This window comes from Sulfitobacter sp. TBRI5 (genome assembly GCF_051013555.1).
GTDB lineage: Bacteria > Pseudomonadota > Alphaproteobacteria > Rhodobacterales > Rhodobacteraceae > JL08.
On record NZ_CP112884.1, the window covers coordinates 12,685 to 30,401 of the forward strand.

Here is a 17,717-nt window from a genome sequence, read left to right on the forward strand (position 1 = left end):
CTGTTAGCAATCCTACGTGCGCGAGGGCGTGGTCTGTGCGTCTATATTGTTCCGCCCCCGCCAATGTAAGCGGCGGAGGGGCGCGTTTCCAGTGTTTAATGTTGTATTACATATACTTAGCGTAACACACTGATGTGAAACCTTAGCGCAACCCAGCCGACAACCTTTCGGACGTCTTGCGTCAACCTTACAGGAAGACCCTCCCATCCCTTTCTTTTAAGGCTTTTCCCGCAATCATATCCTGCACAGCTTTATGGAAAGCCTGCCGAGAGACACGTAGTTCACCCATAACCCTTTCACGCAACTCATCGCGCGGCACACCCTCGCTCTCGTTCAGCAGTTCTTTTACGATGGCTTGGCGGCATGAGTTTGTCCGGGCCTTCTGCATCACCTTCAGCGCCGCCTTCTCGTGTTCACTGGTCATGACGAACGACGTGTTGCTGCCCTCGAAGGTGACATCCAGAGCGGTATCGTCTTTGAAGGACCGTCCCGTGCGCTGTATCAGCCCATGATTGAGGTTTGCCATGGTGTCCTTATCCACATGGCGCGACAGGGTCAGGATGCTCTCAGCGGTCCCCATAATCAGGTTCGACCCCGCCGTGCTGGCGATCTGCGTCCGCAGTCCCCCTCGCCCGTCCTGCGCCTTGTTGGTGTGTGCCAGCGCCACGACGCCCACACCCGCCTTCTGGCACCACGACTGGATCGGTTTGAGTTGGGCGTAGTCCCGATCTTGCGCGTTCCCGCCATCGACCTTTGGCGGCGGGCCAGCCATGAAGCGCAGGGTGTCCAGAAATATGACCCCGATTGAGGCGTCTTTCGTAACTTCATCAGTGAGCATCACCAGCAATTCTTCAACGCTGTCCGGTTCCTGTTCGAAGTTCTTGCCTTTGAAGCGCCAGACCACATCCCCATCAAGCCCCATATTCTGGATACGATCCACAGTTTCCTCGTATCCATTCTCCACGGCAAAATACAACGCGCGGCGTTTCTCCGGCACCTCACATCCGAAGATCGTCTCCCCCTTGCTGATGGCGTTTGCGATCTGCATGGCCAGAAAAGATTTGCCCGCCTTGGGGTCGCCGACCAGATATGTCAGATGCGGCGCGATCAGGTTTTCGACCAATGGAGGCGAACGTTGCAGGTGGACCTTGAGCAAGGCCGCCGTGCTGTACTCATCCACCACATCCGAGATCGGACCTTTCGCCTCGGCCACCCGCTCCAGAGAAGCCTCGATCAGCTCCGCGCGGGCGTCGGCCAACTTGTAAATTTTTTTAAGCCCGTGCGCGTGAGAGACAAGGCGATGGCCCGCCCCGTAGATCATCCCCGTGATTGATCCGCCCCGGTAGTCCGGTTCGAGCGGATCGCGGCATTTCACCTCGTTGAACAGGTGTCTATTGGTCACAACCTCCCTGACGCTCACTGTGCGCCCGTCTGACAGCCATAAGAGGTGATCCAGCCCCAACGGGACGCTTTCGCCTGTTGCGACCCTGATAAGATCTCTTTTGCGCTTCTCCTTCTGGGCGCAAAGGGCATCGATGTCATCGGCGTCGGGATTGTCGTGGATGACTTCCTTTCTGATCTGGGCATCGGCCCATGTCTCCCGTATCGCCTGCGCCTCTTTGGCAGTGTCGGCTTTGGCCTTTTTGATCAGTTCCGCGTACCGGACCTCTTCCTCGCTGGTCAGGTCCGGGAAGGCGACCCGCGTATCGATCAGCGCCGACCCTTTGTTGATGAGAAAGGCATCTGGCCGCTTCTGCACCAGACCGTTATTGCAGACAGCCCCGGCGGCAAAATCCAGACGCGAGGCCTGATACATGCAGGGATCGGTCGTGGCGCGGATAAGCTGCCCCCCACTGCCCGAGATCATGATGTACCCATGCCCCGCCAGCCACATGCGCTTGAGCATGACTGTAGCAGCGCGTTCTATGTCGGTGCCATCGGCGGCAGCAAAATACAGGCGCTGCCCTTTGAGGCCGACCACTTCCTCGTCGCCGTTGAAGATGTGCGACGAACTGGACGCGCCCCAAACGACATCGACGCCAGAAAGGGCCGGAAAGGTGCCTGAAAGCTGTTCCCACAGGGCGTCACGGGTCAGGACGTCATGGCCGTCGCGCGGGTCGTAGTCCATCGCGAAGATCGTGGCCCCGTTGGGCCAGCGGAAGTCCTCATTGCTGCGCTGGATCGCGTCTGTGCCGTTCATCTTGTTCGCGGCACGGATCGCAATCCCCTCTTCTGCAACGTCCCTGACCGGGACGCCATAGATCAGCACATCCTGCCCCGGTTGCAGTTTGTCGTTTAGCACTGTGGTGAAGTCGGCCATGTCGTCGGCCGTTTCGACGTAGGCATGCCCCGCATTAATGTAGGGTATGCTGCTCTTTTCGATCCTGCCTTCCGACGTGATTGAGTAGTGCTTGCCGCCCCTTTCGGGGTCGGCAAGTGCGATGCGGGTGTATGTGATCATGGCTTCACCACGCGCATCTCGCCAACATGTTCGGCGAGCAACGGCTCAGGCAAATATCTAATGCACCCGCCGTATTCTAAGTACTTCGGGCCAATGCCCATTTTGCGCCAGCGATATAATGTTTGCCGAGAGACGCCGATTTCGGCGATCTTCTCATCCGTGGTCAACAGTTTCTTTGTCATGTCAGAACCCCATAATGGAGGTCGTTGTGTCTGACTGGCTTCTTCACCCTCCAAGCCGGGTTTCTGCCGTTATACCGTATCCATAACCGTTTTCCGTTGCCCGATATCAGACCCTAGGCGTACTTGGTCGCCGTAGTCTGCCATATACCCTTGTCCATATGCCCAGCCAACACGGCCGAGTTTGCACAACATGTAGCATTTACCCCCAGCTTGGTACACAAGTCAATAGGTTGACAAATTGGTAGACAAAGCGCGAAAAACTTTGGTTTTTTCTATATTTTTAGGGGACTTTGCGTCCCAAGTTGGTGCGGTCGAGAAGACTCGAACTTCCACGGGTGTTACCCCACAGCGACCTCAACGCTGCGCGTCTACCATTCCGCCACGACCGCACAGCCAAGGCTTGGTAAAGGCCGTTTATCGCCCCGCGCACGCATTGTGAAGTGTCTTTTTACGCAAAACCCCGACGCTTTGGACTGCGCCGGGGTTGTGCGTTCTTGTGATTGGGTTTTTTGCGATCAATCGCTGACCGAAAAACTTGGCAGGGCGGCTGTCGGGGTGACAGACGAACCAGCCTGATCCCCTGCACCACCGACCTGCATGGCAGCTTTGTGGATCAGGGCGTTGCGTTCAGGCTGACCCGGCGCAAAGGCAGCTTTCTGGCCGGCATTATGTGCATCCCAGCTTTTCTCGTACCATTGCAGTGCCAGTGTGGGATCCTGCGTTGTGCCATAGCCCTGTGCAAGATGGTGTCCCATCAGTTCGCCATAGACTTTTTCCCCCATCGTATAAAGGATCAGCGCGGACGCCAGCGCGACCTCCATATTATCTGTGCGATAGCCGACACCCAGACAGATGCGTGCGGTGCCTTTCAACTGTGACGGCGACATGCCTGTCGACCTGGCAAAAGCACCCACATCACGGGTCACGGTATCCTCAGATTCATAGGACAGAGCATCAACCTGCGCCTGAAGGGCCGGGCCAAAGCCTTCACATTGCTGGGTTATTTCCTGCGATGTGTATCCCGATACCTTGGCGGCAAGGTCCTGCCCTTCGGCGATCGCATATGTGCGCGCCAGACAGAACTGTTCGTTCAGGGCAAAATTCGCGTCGGTCATTTTGGCTTCGGTCGTGAAACCGCCGTTGGTATTCGTCAGCAACGACACCTGATTGCAATGCGCGGCCAGGGATTTCTGCGGTGCTCCGTCGTTCATAAAGCTTGGCAGCGACGGGGCTGTCTGTTCCGGCTCGGCCACTGCGGCCAGCGTTCCGGCCGGTTCCGGTGCGGATGCGCTGGTAGTGCCACCCCCCGCCATTTCATCACGGTAAACGCGCAACAATCCACGCGTGCCATCCGGCAAGGCAGCCGCCTGCTGGGTCGTCGCGTATCCACCCGCCTGCGCCCGGTTGTAAGAACTGATCAGCAGATTCTGTTCAAACGGGCTAAGCACGCCGGTCACGGGGTATCCCAGATAGCCCTGATAGTTTGAAACGGCATTGCGCGATTTGCGGCCCAACTGACCGTCGACCGCACCGGCATCAAACCCGAAATAGTTCAGTGACGCCTGAATTTCGCGCCCTTCCTGCGTGGACGGCAACGTGTTGTAGGTGCGGGTTGTACTTCTTTGAGTGGTTGCCTTCTTGCGCTGGTTTTCCTTGGTCAGCGCGTGGCCGACCACGCCGCCGATCAGGGCACCGGCGACGAAATCACCAGCATCCGCAGACGCTTTGGTGGCGGGTCCGGTGGCCATGGCAGCGGCGATTGCAAATACGGAAATGGATTTTGAAAACACGATGTGCCCTCCTATACAGGTAAAACGAACGGCCTCATTATAGCAGCAGAATCGGTTTTCGCCCGCAAAAATCCGTGACAGAGCGCTGGTCCGGACAATTTTCGCCTAAGATGGGCGGTTTACAGCCACGCTGTTCTGCCTGCCGTTCTGCCTGTTCATCTGGACATCCAGTGTTGGGCTGGGCAAAAACAGCGCCATCGTGCCGCTGCCAGCCGCACCCGCAACTAAAGGATATGGCGTGCCCATAGAATGGATCACCTCGGACGATCTGGTTCCCTATCATGACGCCGAAATCTGGATGGAGGCGCGCGCGGCGGCCATTGCCGAGGGGACAGCGCCGGAATGTATCTGGCTGCTGGAACATCCGCCGCTTTACACGGCAGGCACCAGCGCAAAAGCCGCCGATCTGACCGATCCGGACAGGTTTCCCGTGTACCCGACCAAACGTGGCGGACAGTACACCTATCACGGACCGGGGCAGCGGGTGGCTTATGTCATGCTGGATGTCGGCGCGCGGGGGCATGATGTGCGCGCCTTTGTGCAGCAGCTTGAGGCGTGGGTGATTGCGGCGCTGGCGCAATTCAACGTCAGGGGCGAAATCCGGTGCGGGCGCGTCGGTGTCTGGGTGGTCCGCCCGGAAAAGGCACCCCTGCCCGATGGCAGCCCCGCCGAGGACAAGATTGCCGCCATTGGCATCCGGCTGCGCAAATGGATCAGCTTTCACGGCATTTCAATCAATGTCGAACCCGATCTGGACCATTTCAGCGGCATCGTGCCCTGCGGGATCACGGATTATGGCGTCACAAGCCTTGTCGATATGGGTTTGCCCGTCACGATGGACGATGTCGATGTGGCGTTGCGCACAAGTTTCGCGGACGTTTTCGGGGATTAGCCAGTCCGGCCACACTTCAACCCCACTCTGGCGCGTCTGAAACTGGCAGCAAACAATCGTTCTGTTTACAAATCCTTGTTTCTGTAGAGACTGGCCAAACCGGCTGCGTGACGGGCGCACGCCGGAAAAGGGTGGAATTTCGGGATGCGTCACTTTCTGATGGTGCTTGCAGTATTTTTTGTGGCTATCGCGGCTTTGGCACCTGGGGGCGCGCGTGCGCAAACAACCGTTCCGGAAAACCCCTGTGCGCCGCCCACCTATCGAACAGACATAAGGCCGGGGTCGTCCGGGCCGGCCACCGAAATTACCTTTGGTTTGCGGGTCGCCGACCTGCTTGAGATTGACGACGTCAATCAAACGATTTCAATTGATCTAGCAATCCGTATGCGCTGGACAGACCCAAGGCTTGCCGCGTGGGACGGGTGCAAACTGTCTATTGATGACATCTGGTTTCCTGATCTGGTGCTGAAGAATTCAGGGCGCATGTTTTCGCGCTGGCCAGAAACCGTAAGTGTCGAAGAAGGCGGCAAGATCACCTATCTGCAGCGGATTTCTGGATCATTCTCTAGCTATCACAAGCTGACTGATTTCCCTTTCGACAAGCAGACGATTGCGTTGCGGATTTACCCGCTGGATTGGAGCATCGGCAAAGTGGTGTTTCGCAACGACGAGGCGTTTACAGGCATGTCGCCGTTGCTGAACATATCCGACTGGGCCATCACCGGAATACAGGCAGAGCTGGTCGAAGAAACCTTTGAGGCTGTTGATCAGCTCAGGTCAGGATATCTGCTGCAAATCTCGGCAGAGCGCTATCTTAGCTACTATTTCTGGAAGATCATGCTGCCGATCAGTCTGATCGTCTTCATGTCCTGGTGTGTATTCTGGATCAATCCCGAACAGTTCGGAACGCAACTCGGGCTGTCCGCAACCTCGGTCCTGACCATGATCGCATTCATTTTTTCCACAACCAGCATGCTGCCCCGGCTGGGTTACTTTACCATGCTGGACAGGTATGTCGCAGGTGCCACTGTCTTTGTCTTTCTGGCTTTGCTGCAATCACTGTGCACGGGATATCTGGCGTCAAAGGACCGGACAGCCATTGCCGGCCGCATAGACCTAATCAGCCGTTTTGCCTTTCCGCTGGCATTTTTCGCGCTTTGTGCGCAGTTTTACGCAGGTATCCAGTAGACGTGCGCAAAACCATTATCTCTCAAACGTCACGATAGCCTTTGCTTTTCAGGCGCACCGCCAATTCCCGCCACCTGCGCCTGATCGGGTTATTCCCCTTCATTTTCAACTACCCGCGTCAATTTATCTTGCGCCAGATCAAAGTCGGGCATTGAAGCAATCGGTCTGGCGTTCTAGAACCATTCGTAATCCTGCACGTGAACGGCAGATTTATGTCTGCCGTTCACGTGTGTAAAACTATACCAGCCAGGAGGCACCCCGCATGGCAGACGCAGCCATTCACGGACATGATCACGAAGACCAGCGCGGATTTTTTACCCGCTGGTTCATGTCTACGAACCACAAAGACATCGGTATTCTTTACCTTATCATTTCGGCCTTTGTCGGATTTATCTCGGTCGCATTCACCGTTTACATGCGGTTGGAGCTTATGGACCCGGGTGTTCAGTACATGTGCATGGAAGGCGCGCGGATGTTTGCGGATGCGTCGCAAACCTGTACGCCAAACGGGCATTTGTGGAACGTTCTGATCACGGGCCACGGCATCCTGATGATGTTCTTTGTTGTTATTCCGGCGCTTTTTGGCGGATTTGGCAACTATTTCATGCCTTTGCAGATCGGCGCGCCGGATATGGCGTTCCCGCGGATGAACAACCTGTCGTTCTGGCTGTACTGCGCAGGCACAACGCTGGCCGTGTGTTCGGTTCTGGCACCGGGCGGTAATGACCAGCTTGGATCGGGCGTTGGCTGGGTGCTTTATCCGCCGCTGTCCACCACCGAAAGCGGCATGTCGATGGACCTTGCGATTTTCGCGGTTCACGTGTCGGGTGCATCCTCCATTCTGGGTGCGATCAACATGATCACGACATTCCTGAACATGCGCGCTCCGGGCATGACACTGTTCAAGGTACCGCTGTTTTCATGGTCGATCTTCATCACCTCGTGGCTGATTCTTCTGTCCCTGCCGGTTCTGGCGGGCGCGATCACCATGTTGCTGATGGACCGTAACTTTGGCTTTACCTTCTTTGATCCTGCCGGTGGCGGAGATCCGGTACTGTACCAGCACATCCTGTGGTTCTTTGGCCACCCCGAGGTGTATATCATTATCCTTCCGGGCTTTGGCATCATCAGCCACGTGATCGCAACCTTCAGCCGCAAGCCGGTGTTCGGCTATCTGCCGATGGTCTGGGCGCTGATCGCGATTGGTGTGTTGGGCTTTGTCGTGTGGGCGCACCACATGTACACGGTCGGCATGTCGCTGAACCAGCAAAGCTACTTCATGCTGGCCACAATGGTGATCGCGGTGCCCACCGGGGTTAAGGTGTTCAGTTGGATTGCCACGATGTGGGGCGGTTCGATTGAGTTCAAGACACCTATGTTGTGGGCGTTCGGCTTCCTTTTCCTGTTCACGGTCGGTGGTGTGACCGGTATCGTTCTCAGCCAGGCAGCTGTCGATCGCTACTATCATGACACCTATTATGTCGTGGCGCATTTCCACTATGTGATGAGCCTTGGCGCGGTGTTTGCGATCTTTGCGGGCATCTATTTCTATCTGCCCAAAATGTCGGGCCGGATGTACCCTGAATGGGCGGGCAAGCTGCACTTCTGGGCGATGTTCATCGGCGCGAACCTGACATTCTTCCCCCAGCACTTTCTGGGCCGTCAGGGCATGCCCCGCCGTTACATTGATTACCCCGAGGCGTTCGCCTACTGGAACTGGTGGTCAAGCATCGGCGCCTTCCTCAGCTTTGCGTCCTTCCTGTTCTTCTTTGGCGTTGTTGCCTACACGCTGCTGCGCGGCGCCAAGGTGACGCAAAACAACCCGTGGAACGAATATGCAGATACGCTGGAATGGACCCTGCCCAGCCCGCCGCCCGAGCATACGTTCGAAATCCTGCCAAAACAGGAAGACTGGGACAAAGGCCACGCGCACTGAGCGCCAGCCACACAGACTACGGAAAAGGCCCCCTGCACCGCTTGGGGCCTTTTTCTTTTGTAACGCATGGACCCGCCGAATGCATATGCTATCATCTTGACATGACAAATCCGGCAGGCCGTGCGCGCCGCGTTCCCAACGCCCGACATGCAAATTGGCCCTGCCCATAAGAAACGCCTTCGGCACCCGAATTGAGGCCCAAAATGCTGAAAATCATCAAAGACATCGCCGTTGCCATGATCAACGCGACCCTGATCCTGATTCTGCTGTGCCTGTTCATGGCATGGCGCGTAACCAGCACGGCCAACAACATGGCGGCCAGCTTTGCCAGCAATATCGAAGTGTTGAAACCGGTGCGCAGCAGTATCGACGACATGACCGGCGAACTGGCGGCCTTGCGCGGCGATCTGCAAACCATCCGCACCCAGACCGGCACGTTGAATTCTGCGGTCGCCCAAGGTATCGAGACGCGGATAGACGCCCTGCAAGCCCAGCTTGCCGGGGTTTCAGGCACGTTGGAACCGTATTTGCAGGATCCCGCGATCCTGATCGACAAAGGCTTTCAATCGGCCGCGGATAGCGCTGTATCTGCCTTTGCAGACATGCGCGGATGCGTGCCACCTTCGCAATCGGCAAGTCTGACGCTGCCGACCCCAAAGACCAACGGATAAACCCGATTGCCGGTGCCTACCACCGGCCCCCGTATCCCGCCTCTTTAAAGCACGCTGTGTCATGCCTTATAAATGGAAAACCCCGCCCGCCCCTAAATCGGCCAGTGAACTGCAGCTATGGCCGCATCAGTCCCTGCCGCCCAAAGGGTTCGCGGCATTTATCGGCGCCACATTTGTGCTGATCATGATCCCGTTGTTTCCGCTGATCGGGTCGGTTGTTCTTTGGGGCGTTCTGCCGTTTCTGCTGCTGGCTGTGGGCGGTGTCTGGCTGGCGCTGGAACGCAGCCACCGGAATGCACAAATCCTTGAGGTTCTGAAACTGTCGGGTGAAACGGCTCATCTGGTGCGCCACAACCCGCGCGGGCCGGCGCAGGAATGGGATTGCAACATCTACTGGGCGCAGGTCGAAATGCACAAGAAAGACGGGCCTGTGCCGCATTACGTCACATTGCGCGGCGAAGGCCGCGAAGTGGAAATAGGCGCGTTCCTGTCAGAGGAAGAACGCATCAGCCTTTATGATGATTTACTGCGCGGCCTGGCGCAAACGCGCGGCTAGGCGCGTTTCAGCCGCACAACCGGTCCTTGACCATCGGCCCGACACTGCCGAAATCCAGCTGTCCGGTGTATTTCGTCTTTAACACGGCCATCACCTTGCCCATGTCACGGATCGATTCCGCGCCCACCTCTTCTATGGCGTCGCCGACGGCTTTGGCGGTTTCTTCGGCGTTCAACTGGCGCGGCAGGAACTCTTCGATGATTTCGACTTCGGCGCGTTCGCGTTCGGCCAGATCAAGGCGTCCGCCTTCTTCATAGGCGCGTGCGCTTTCAATCCGCTGCTTGGTCATTTTACCAAGGATTGCAAGGATTTCCGCATCACTGGCGCCATCGTCGGCACCGTCCCCGCCATCGCTGCGCAAGGCAATTTCCTTGTCCTTGATCGCCGCATTGATCAGGCGCAATGTCGACAGGCGCGTGGCGGCCTTGTCTTTCATCGCTTGTTTCAACGCATCGTTAATCTGCGTTCGCAAAGTCATGTCATGTCCCATCCCCATGGTCGCACAAGGCTTGGACCATACCCAATCGGGCGCGAATGGGCAACCGCGCGTCAATCTATCTAACATATTGATTTCAAACAAAACTGTTTTAGTCACTTTGCTTGACCCGACGTTCACATGCCATTAGTTTCGTCGAAATTTCACAACTGTAGCAAAAGAGTCGCGTTATGGCCCAGACCCAACACGGGAAACCAACCGCCTGCCTAGCCCTTGCGGATGGCACGTTGTTTTACGGCACCGGGTTCGGTGCAACCGGCATGACCGTGGCGGAACTGTGTTTCAATACCGCGATGACGGGATATCAGGAAATCATGACCGATCCGTCTTATGCCGGACAGGTTGTGACATTCACCTTTCCCCATATCGGCAATGTCGGTGTGAACCCCGAAGATGACGAAACCAGCGATCCGGTTGCGGCGGGCATGGTGGTGAAATGGCACCCGACCACGCCCAGCAACTGGCGCGCGGTTCAGGGCCTTTCAGACTGGCTGGCGTCGCGCGGGCGCATTGCGGTCGGCGGCATCGATACCCGCAGGCTGACCCGCGAAATCCGCCAGCAGGGTGCGCCGCATGTAGCGCTGGCCCACAACCCCGACGGGGTGTTCGATATTGATGCCCTGGTTGCCGCAGCGCGCGGTTTCGCCGGATTGGAAGGCATGGATCTGGCCAAGGATGTCACCTGTATACAATCCTACCGCTGGGATGAAGTGCGGTGGGCATGGCCCGACGGATATGCGCGTCAGGCCGAACCCAAACACAAAGTGGTTGCCATCGATTATGGTGCCAAACGCAACATTCTGCGGTGTCTGGCCAGTGCGGGATGTGACGTTACGGTGCTGCCCGCCACCGCCACGGCATCCGATGTTCTGGCGCATAATCCCGATGGTCTGTTTCTGTCCAACGGGCCGGGCGATCCGGCGGCAACGGGCACCTATGCCGTGCCGATGATCCGGGACGTCATGGAAAAATCCGACATTCCCATATTCGGGATTTGTCTGGGCCATCAGATGCTTGCGCTCGCGCTTGGCGCGAAGACAATCAAAATGAACCACGGGCACCACGGCGCCAACCATCCCGTAAAAGATCTGGAAACCGGCAAGGTCGAGATCACGTCGATGAATCACGGCTTTGCCGTTGATGCACAAACCCTGCCCGACAATGTGATCGAAACGCATACATCGCTGTTTGACGGGTCCAATTGCGGCATCCGCATGAACAACCGCCCGATCTATTCGGTGCAGTATCACCCCGAAGCCAGCCCCGGCCCGCAAGACAGTTTTTACCTGTTTGAACGGTTTGCATCGGCAATGGCGGCGCAAGAGACTGTGTAAGCCCCTTAAATCAAGGCTCCTGATCGCCTGTTAAGACCTTTTTAACCGCTTTTCCCGCACCATCGCACGGCGTTTTGGCAGGGTTGACGGATATGAGTGATTTGCGCTTACGGCTTGGGCACAGCCCGCTGGCATACCGTACAAAAGCGCGTAGCGCCCGCGTTCCTCTGGGGCAAATTCTGGTCAATGCGGGGGTCATTTCACATCGCCAGCTGATCCATGCCCTGAACCAGCAATTGCATCTTGGGGCGCCGCTGGGCGCGGTGCTGGCCGCCGAAGGGCTGGTGGATGAAAAGCTGATACTGGATTGCGTTGCGCTGCAACATGATGCCCGCCGGGTTGATCTGGCGCTTGATCCACCGGACTACCGCCTGTTCGGTCTAAGACCATGCGCATTCTGGGCCAGGCATCAGGTCGTGCCATGGCTTCGGCTGGGTGACACTCTTTTCGTCGCGACCTCGCGGCCAGACAGCCTCAAATCTCTGCGTCTGGCGCTGGAGCCTGAGATCGGGGCCATCCTTCCGGTGGTGGCCGCACCGCAGGACATTGCGACCTGCCTGTCGGCCACCATCGGGCCCGCACTGGCGCGGCGCGCGGAAACCCTTGTCAAGGAAACCGAAAGCTGTCGCACGTGGAACTGGCGCACCCATCCACGCCGCAACTGGATCGGGGCGGCTGGCGTGGCCTGTCTGACGCTGGCCCTTCTTGCGCCGCTTTATGCGCTGACCGTTATTACAGGCATTGCCGTTTTTACGTTGCTGTTGTCGACAGGGCTGAAACTGGCGACTTTTCTCCGGCAGACCAAACCGCATACTGCAGCTTATTCACCCCCAACACTGGCCGACAGCACGCGCTTGAAACTGCCATGCGTGTCGGTCATGGTGCCGCTGTTGCGCGAACACGAGATTACCAACGCGCTGATTGCCCGCTTGTCCCGGCTGACCTATCCCAAGGCATTGCTGGACGTGGTTCTGGTTCTGGAAGCCGATGATAATGTAACCCGCGATACACTGGCCCACACCGTTTTGCCGGCGTGGATGCGGGTGATCGAAGTGCCCTCTACCGGCACGTTAACCACCAAACCCCGTGCGCTGAACTATGCGCTTGATTTCTGCCGTGGCAGCATCATTGGGATCTGGGATGCGGAAGACGCGCCGGCACCGGATCAAATCGAAACCGTCGTGCACTATCTGGACGAAGCCCCGCCCGAAGTCGCCTGTGTGCAGGGCGTGCTGGATTACTACAACGCGCGCGACGACTGGATGTCACGCTGTTTCGCCATCGAATACGCGACATGGTGGCGGGTGATCATGCCCGGTATTGCGCGATTGGGCCTGATCATTCCGCTGGGCGGGACCACCGTGTTTTTCCGCCGCGACGTGTTGGAAAAATTGCGCGGCTGGGACGCCCATAATGTGACCGAAGATGCCGATCTTGGCTTTCGGCTTGCGCGCTACGGATACCGCACAGACCTGATCCGGACTGTCACCCGGGAAGAGGCAACCTGCCGCCCCTGGCCATGGATCCGCCAGCGGTCGCGCTGGCTCAAGGGGTTCATGGTCACCTATGCGGTGCACATGCGTCAGCCGCGGGTTCTGTTGTCCGAAATCGGCGCCTACAAATTCTGGGGGTTCCAGGTTTTCTTCATCTGCGCCTTGTCGCAATTCCTGCTGGCACCGGTTCTGTGGTCTTTCTGGCTTGTGCCGTTCGGGGTGTCGCACCCTGTCGCCACCGTGCTGGGAACCAGCGCAACCACGGTTTTGGCGGTTCTGTTTATCCTGTGCGAAGTCAGCGCCATGATCATTGCGGGCTATGCCGTTCGAGGGCGGGCGCACCGGCATCTGATGGCATGGGTCCCGACCCTTGCGCTTTATTTTCCGATGGCCACGCTGGCGGCCTACAAAGCTGTCTATGAACTGATCCGCAAGCCGTTCTTCTGGGACAAAACCCAGCATGGTCATTCGCTGAACGGCGGTGGTGGTGACTAGGACCGCTTGACGCGCCCGGCCGCGTCCTGTTTCAGGCGGGTCATGAAGGCCACCGAGATGTGTTCCTTCAGCGCCTGATAGGCGGCATCTTCGTCGCCGGCGGCGATGGCATCCACGATCGCACCATGTTCGCCCAACGCAATTTCGCCCCGGCCCTGCGCCGCCAGCGACGTGGTCGCCATAAGCGCCATCGTGCGGTGGACCAGATCAAGCTGTTGCACCAGATACCGGTTGTGCGAAGCCAGATGGATCTGGGTATGAAAGCGGCGGTTGGCGCGGGCCAAGGCGGTTGGATCATTGATCAGCGCCTGATCTTCTTCGACCATTTCGCGCAGAACGCGCACCTCTTCGGCGGTGGCATGGCGGGCGGCAAGGCGGGCGGCCAGCCCTTCCAGTTCGCGGCGCACCACGTATAGTTCGGCCATCTGGTTGTGGTCCAGCGACGCCACGATCAGGCTGCGCCCGTCTCGCGCCAGAAGGGATTGCGTTTCCAGCCGCTGCAGCGCCTCGCGGATCGGCGTGCGCGACACACCGAACCGGTCCGCCAGATCGCTTTCCACAAGCCGGTCGCCCGGTTTGAATATCCCGACATCGATCGCTTCCAGAATTAGGCTGTAGGCATCGGTCTGGGCGGCTTTGGGTTCGGCCATCTCGGTTACGCTCTCCTGCATGTGGGGCGACCATAGCGGCGCAGGATAAAGGCAACAAGCCTTGGCGCTTGCAGGGGCAAATCGCGCCCCCTAGGGTGGCGGACATGGTAAAAGCGTCTTTTTCTCATGTGCGGCACTGGGTGTTCGATCTGGACAATATACTTTATCCGCCCAGTGTGCGCCTGTTTGACCAGATCGAGGTGAAGATGACCCGCTTTGTGATGGATGCGCTGGGGGTGGATCACCCGACGGCCAACACCTTGCGGGCAAAGTACTGGCGCAAATACGGGACCACGCTGGCTGGCCTGATGCGCGAACATGATGTCGATCCGGCCCCTTATCTGACGGATGTGCACGATATTTCAATGCACGCGCTAACACCCGATCCCGATCTGGCCACCTATATTGCCGCTTTGCCCGGGCGTCGCATTGTCTATACCAACGGATCGGCCCCCTATGCCGAACGGGTGCTGGCCGCGCGCGGCCTGTCGGGGTTGTTTGATGCGGTTTACGGCGTGGAACATGCCGGATTTCGCCCCAAACCGGAACGCGCCGCGTTTCAGGCCGTGTTTGACCGCGATGGCGTTGACCCGCGCACCGCCGCCATGTTCGAAGACGATGTGCGCAACCTTTCGGCTCCGCATCAAATGGGCATGCGCACTGTTCACGTCGCGCCCGAACCGCACAAGGCCGATTACATCCACCATCACACCGATGATCTGACCGCATTTCTGGGATTTCTGACATAAACGGTCAGGATGCGGCGTAATGTCCCTTTTGATTTAACAACCCCCGCTTACCTCCTGTTCATAAACGCGAACAGGAGACTTTCATGAGTGTTGCAGACACCCCCCGCAGCCAGCCGTTCTGGCTGCGCGCCTTTCTTGCGATCCCCGTTCTGGGCTGGATCGCCCGCGATCTTATTTTCGGCGACAAGGACAACATCTGGTACGCCCTGATCACCTTTGTCAGCCTGTGGCTGTCGGCGATCCTGATCTTCGGCATTCCGGGCCTTTATCTTCCGGCGCTGGCGCTAGTTCCCGTGATATTCGTGGTTTTGCTTGTCATCACCTGGGCGTAAACACCGACCCGTGGCAGGATGCCGCTTGGCCCGGACCGTGTGGCTGACCTATCCTTGCGTCAAAGGGAACGTGACATGACAGATCAATCCACAGACATTCTGATCTCGGGCGGCGGCATTGCGGGTATGACGGCCGCCGCGGTGTTTGCCAGCGCAGGCTTTGATGTGGTGTGCGTTGATCCCGCCCCCCCCGTGACGGAACGGGATGCCGCCGGGTCCGATCTGCGCAGCACCGCGTTTTTGCAACCCGCACGCGATCTGCTGGATGATGCGGGATTGTGGAACCGGCTGGCCCCGTATGCCGCCCCGTTGCAGATCATGCGCATTGTCGATGCCGGCGGGGTTGATCCGGAACCCCGCGTGACCCGCGATTTCAATGCCGCCGATCTGTCGGACCTGCCGTTTGGCTGGAACCTGCCCAACTGGCTGCTGCGCCGCGAAATGGTCGCGCGCCTTGGCGAATTGCCCAATGTCGAATTCCGCCCCGGAACGGCCACAACATCCCTGTTCACCCGCCAGACAGAGGCACGTGTCGGATTAAGTGACGGCAGCCGGATCGCCACCAAACTGGTGATCGCCGCAGACGGGCGTGGCTCTCCCATGCGCGAGGCGGCAGGCATTGCGGTGCACACGCTCCGCTATGGGCAAAAAGCATTGGCCTTTGCCGTCACGCACCCCGTGCCGCACAACAATGTCAGCACCGAAATCCACCGCACCGGCGGGCCTTTCACGCTTGTACCGGTGCCCGATTACGATGGTCTGCCGTCCTCTGCCGTGGTCTGGATGGAACAGGGGCCCAAGGCCAAAGCCTTGTCAGAAATGGATATTCCCGCCTTTGAGCAGGCAATGTCGGACCGGTCGTGCCATCTTTTCGGCCCGCTGACTCTGGCCTCGCGGCGCACGATCTGGCCGATCATCAGCCAAAAAGCGGATCGGTTGAACGGCGAACGGATCGCGCTGATCGCAGAGGCGGCCCATGTGGTGCCGCCGATCGGTGCGCAGGGCCTGAACATGAGCCTGAACGATATGCGCACCCTGCGCGATCTGGCTCTGGCCCGACCCGAAGGGCTGGGCGATGCCCGGATGCTGGACAGCTATCACCGCGCGCGCCACAACGACATAGCGGTGCGGGTCAAGGGCATCGACCTGCTAAACCGCGCCTCGATGATCAGCGCGCAACCGCTGCGCGATGCCCGTGCGGCCGGGCTCAGCGCGCTTTACGCACTGGCGCCGGTGCGCAAGATGCTGATGCAGATGGGCCTTGGGGCGCGTCAGATCACCTGATCGATCACGGTTTTCAACCGCGCCACGGTGCCGTCCACATCATAAAGCTTGTCCAGACCGAACAGGCCAAGGCGAAAGGTGCGGAAATCAGCCGGTTCATCACATTGCAGCGGCACACCAGCTGCGATCTGCATACCTTTGGCGGCGAATTTACTGCCATTCTGGATTTCGGGGTCCGTGGTATAGCTGACAACCACGCCGGGCGCGCCGAACCCGTCTGCAGCGACCGACTGAAAGCCTTTTTCCGCCAGCAAGGCACGCACCGCATGGCCCAGTGCCCATTGCGCATCCCGCAATTTCTCGAACCCGTAGTCGCGGGTTTCGATCATCGTATCGCGAAAGGTGCGCAGGCTGTCTGTCGGCATGGTCGCGTGATAGGCGTGCCCGCCGTTTTCATAGGCCGCCATGATCTGGCGCCATTTCTTCAGATCAATGGCGAAACTGTCCGACTGGGTTGTCTCCAGCCGTGCCACAGCACGTTCTGACAGCATTACCAACCCCGCGCAGGGCGAGGCCGACCAGCCCTTTTGCGGGGCAGAGATCAGTACATCCACACCGGTGGCCTTCATATCCACCCAGGCACAGCCCGATGCGATACAATCCAGAACCATCAACGCGCCCACGGCATGGGCCGCCGCCGCCATTTCTGTAATATAATCATCCGGCAGGATCACACCGGCCGAGGTTTCAACATGCGGCGCAAACACAATATCTGGCTGGATTTCGTGAATTTTCGCAACAACTTCGGCAATCGGTGCCGGCGCAAAAGGCGCCTGCGGGCTGTTACCGGTCTGGCGCGCCTTTAATACCGTGGTTTGCGCGGTGAAATCGCCGGCTTCGAAAATCTGGCTCCAGCGGTAGGAAAACCAACCGTTGCGCACGACCAGCACATTGGCCCCTTTGCCGAACTGGCGCGCCACGGCCTCCATGCCGAACGTGCCGCCTCCGGGGATCACCGCAACCGCATCCGCATTGTAAACCTGTTTCAGCATGTCCGAAATGTCGCGCATCACCTGCTGGAACGCGCCCGACATCGAATTGAGCGACCGGTCGGTGAAAACAACCGAAAATTCTTCCAACCCGTCCGGATCGATATGTTCAAGCAAAGCAGCCATGGTCTTCTCCCGATATGTTCTACGCCCACGCTTAACGGGTCGCCGGCGCGCTGGCAAAGTCTACTTCGGTATACAGCCCCCTAACGCAACCGA

At 58.4% G+C, this 17,717-nt stretch carries 16 protein-coding genes and 1 tRNA gene; 10 read left to right on the forward strand and 7 right to left on the reverse strand.

Annotation, left to right across the window (positions count from 1 at the left end; all coding sequences use genetic code 11):
• Nucleotides 1–187: 187 nt before the first annotated feature.
• The 4 genes from OLX72_RS00065 to OLX72_RS00080 form a co-directional block, all read right to left on the reverse strand.
• Complete coding sequence (locus OLX72_RS00065) at nucleotides 188–2,461, reverse strand: AAA family ATPase (protein WP_114869422.1); 2,274 nt, start codon at nucleotides 2,459–2,461, stop codon at nucleotides 188–190.
• On the reverse strand, nucleotides 2,458–2,643 hold the full coding sequence (locus OLX72_RS00070; protein WP_433989496.1) for a helix-turn-helix transcriptional regulator: 186 nt from the start codon (nucleotides 2,641–2,643) through the stop codon (nucleotides 2,458–2,460). Before OLX72_RS00070 ends, OLX72_RS00065 begins: the two co-directional genes overlap by 4 nt.
• A gap of 303 nt (nucleotides 2,644–2,946) precedes the next feature.
• Nucleotides 2,947–3,032, reverse strand: a tRNA-Leu gene (locus OLX72_RS00075).
• A 126-nt stretch (nucleotides 3,033–3,158) separates the two neighbouring features.
• Nucleotides 3,159–4,433: a peptidoglycan-binding domain-containing protein gene (locus OLX72_RS00080; RefSeq protein WP_433989497.1), complete on the reverse strand. Its 1,275-nt coding sequence runs from the start codon at nucleotides 4,431–4,433 to the stop codon at nucleotides 3,159–3,161.
• A gap of 244 nt (nucleotides 4,434–4,677) precedes the next feature.
• On the opposite strand from OLX72_RS00080, the gene lipB reads away from it, so the two are divergent.
• From lipB to OLX72_RS00105, 5 genes are all read left to right on the forward strand, one after another.
• Nucleotides 4,678–5,325 carry a lipoyl(octanoyl) transferase LipB gene (lipB, locus tag OLX72_RS00085; RefSeq protein WP_114872149.1) on the forward strand — a complete coding sequence of 216 codons (648 nt, stop codon included), beginning with the start codon at nucleotides 4,678–4,680 and terminating at the stop codon, nucleotides 5,323–5,325.
• 144 nt (nucleotides 5,326–5,469) lie between these two features.
• Nucleotides 5,470–6,513: a hypothetical protein gene (locus OLX72_RS00090; RefSeq protein WP_433989498.1), complete on the forward strand. Its 1,044-nt coding sequence runs from the start codon at nucleotides 5,470–5,472 to the stop codon at nucleotides 6,511–6,513.
• Nucleotides 6,514–6,775: 262 nt separating this feature from the next.
• Nucleotides 6,776–8,449: a cytochrome c oxidase subunit I gene (gene ctaD, locus OLX72_RS00095; RefSeq protein WP_433989499.1), complete on the forward strand. Its 1,674-nt coding sequence runs from the start codon at nucleotides 6,776–6,778 to the stop codon at nucleotides 8,447–8,449.
• Between the two features lie 203 nt (nucleotides 8,450–8,652).
• Nucleotides 8,653–9,120, forward strand: coding sequence for a hypothetical protein (locus OLX72_RS00100; protein WP_114869417.1), 468 nt, complete (start codon nucleotides 8,653–8,655; stop codon nucleotides 9,118–9,120).
• A gap of 61 nt (nucleotides 9,121–9,181) precedes the next feature.
• Nucleotides 9,182–9,676, forward strand: coding sequence for a DUF2244 domain-containing protein (locus OLX72_RS00105; RefSeq protein WP_433989500.1), 495 nt, complete (start codon nucleotides 9,182–9,184; stop codon nucleotides 9,674–9,676).
• A gap of 7 nt (nucleotides 9,677–9,683) precedes the next feature.
• Here the strand turns inward: OLX72_RS00105 and OLX72_RS00110 are convergent, their stop codons facing one another.
• Nucleotides 9,684–10,154 (reverse strand): GatB/YqeY domain-containing protein, encoded by a 471-nt coding sequence (locus OLX72_RS00110; protein ID WP_114872148.1) that lies wholly within the window; start codon nucleotides 10,152–10,154, stop codon nucleotides 9,684–9,686.
• A gap of 188 nt (nucleotides 10,155–10,342) precedes the next feature.
• Between OLX72_RS00110 and carA the strand changes: the two genes are divergently transcribed.
• Nucleotides 10,343–11,506, forward strand: a complete 1,164-nt coding sequence (carA, locus tag OLX72_RS00115; RefSeq protein ID WP_114869415.1) for a glutamine-hydrolyzing carbamoyl-phosphate synthase small subunit — start codon at nucleotides 10,343–10,345, stop codon at nucleotides 11,504–11,506.
• A 92-nt stretch (nucleotides 11,507–11,598) separates the two neighbouring features.
• A complete protein-coding gene (locus tag OLX72_RS00120) occupies nucleotides 11,599–13,494 on the forward strand; it encodes a glycosyltransferase (RefSeq protein WP_433989501.1) in 1,896 nt (631 codons plus the stop codon).
• Here the strand turns inward: OLX72_RS00120 and OLX72_RS00125 are convergent.
• Complete coding sequence (locus OLX72_RS00125) at nucleotides 13,491–14,165, reverse strand: GntR family transcriptional regulator (RefSeq protein ID WP_433989502.1); 675 nt, start codon at nucleotides 14,163–14,165, stop codon at nucleotides 13,491–13,493. The two genes, OLX72_RS00120 and OLX72_RS00125, sit on opposite strands and share 4 nt — an antisense overlap.
• Nucleotides 14,166–14,248: 83 nt before the next feature.
• On the opposite strand from OLX72_RS00125, the gene OLX72_RS00130 reads away from it, so the two are divergent.
• The 3 genes from OLX72_RS00130 (at nucleotide 14,249) to OLX72_RS00140 (ending at nucleotide 16,509) form a co-directional block, all read left to right on the forward strand.
• Complete coding sequence (locus tag OLX72_RS00130; RefSeq protein ID WP_433989503.1) at nucleotides 14,249–14,893, forward strand: pyrimidine 5'-nucleotidase; 645 nt, start codon at nucleotides 14,249–14,251, stop codon at nucleotides 14,891–14,893.
• Nucleotides 14,894–14,976: 83 nt separating this feature from the next.
• Nucleotides 14,977–15,225: a hypothetical protein gene (locus OLX72_RS00135; protein ID WP_114869412.1), complete on the forward strand. Its 249-nt coding sequence runs from the start codon at nucleotides 14,977–14,979 to the stop codon at nucleotides 15,223–15,225.
• Nucleotides 15,226–15,300: 75 nt separating this feature from the next.
• Nucleotides 15,301–16,509: a UbiH/UbiF family hydroxylase gene (locus OLX72_RS00140; protein WP_433989504.1), complete on the forward strand. Its 1,209-nt coding sequence runs from the start codon at nucleotides 15,301–15,303 to the stop codon at nucleotides 16,507–16,509.
• On the opposite strand, the gene OLX72_RS00145 is transcribed toward OLX72_RS00140, so the two are convergent.
• Complete coding sequence (locus OLX72_RS00145) at nucleotides 16,497–17,624, reverse strand: aminotransferase class V-fold PLP-dependent enzyme (protein WP_114869410.1); 1,128 nt, start codon at nucleotides 17,622–17,624, stop codon at nucleotides 16,497–16,499. The two genes, OLX72_RS00140 and OLX72_RS00145, sit on opposite strands and share 13 nt — an antisense overlap.
• Between the last annotated feature and the right edge of the window lie 93 nt (nucleotides 17,625–17,717).

Bases quoted from the DNA above. Each gene is read 5' to 3' on its own strand.
- ctaD (WP_433989499.1), top strand. From the start codon at position 6,776: ATGGCAGACGCAGCCATTCACGGACATGATCACGAAGACCAGCGCGGA.
- OLX72_RS00140 (WP_433989504.1), top strand. From the start codon at position 15,301: ATGACAGATCAATCCACAGACATTCTGATCTCGGGCGGCGGCATTGCG.
- OLX72_RS00070 (WP_433989496.1), bottom strand. From the start codon at position 2,643: ATGACAAAGAAACTGTTGACCACGGATGAGAAGATCGCCGAAATCGGC.
- OLX72_RS00125 (WP_433989502.1), bottom strand. From the start codon at position 14,165: ATGCAGGAGAGCGTAACCGAGATGGCCGAACCCAAAGCCGCCCAGACC.
- carA (WP_114869415.1), top strand. From the start codon at position 10,343: ATGGCCCAGACCCAACACGGGAAACCAACCGCCTGCCTAGCCCTTGCG.
- OLX72_RS00090 (WP_433989498.1), top strand. From the start codon at position 5,470: ATGCGTCACTTTCTGATGGTGCTTGCAGTATTTTTTGTGGCTATCGCG.
- OLX72_RS00100 (WP_114869417.1), top strand. From the start codon at position 8,653: ATGCTGAAAATCATCAAAGACATCGCCGTTGCCATGATCAACGCGACC.
- OLX72_RS00105 (WP_433989500.1), top strand. From the start codon at position 9,182: ATGCCTTATAAATGGAAAACCCCGCCCGCCCCTAAATCGGCCAGTGAA.
- OLX72_RS00130 (WP_433989503.1), top strand. From the start codon at position 14,249: ATGGTAAAAGCGTCTTTTTCTCATGTGCGGCACTGGGTGTTCGATCTG.
- OLX72_RS00110 (WP_114872148.1), bottom strand. From the start codon at position 10,154: ATGACTTTGCGAACGCAGATTAACGATGCGTTGAAACAAGCGATGAAA.
- OLX72_RS00145 (WP_114869410.1), bottom strand. From the start codon at position 17,624: ATGGCTGCTTTGCTTGAACATATCGATCCGGACGGGTTGGAAGAATTT.
- OLX72_RS00120 (WP_433989501.1), top strand. From the start codon at position 11,599: ATGAGTGATTTGCGCTTACGGCTTGGGCACAGCCCGCTGGCATACCGT.
- OLX72_RS00135 (WP_114869412.1), top strand. From the start codon at position 14,977: ATGAGTGTTGCAGACACCCCCCGCAGCCAGCCGTTCTGGCTGCGCGCC.
- OLX72_RS00065 (WP_114869422.1), bottom strand. From the start codon at position 2,461: ATGATCACATACACCCGCATCGCACTTGCCGACCCCGAAAGGGGCGGC.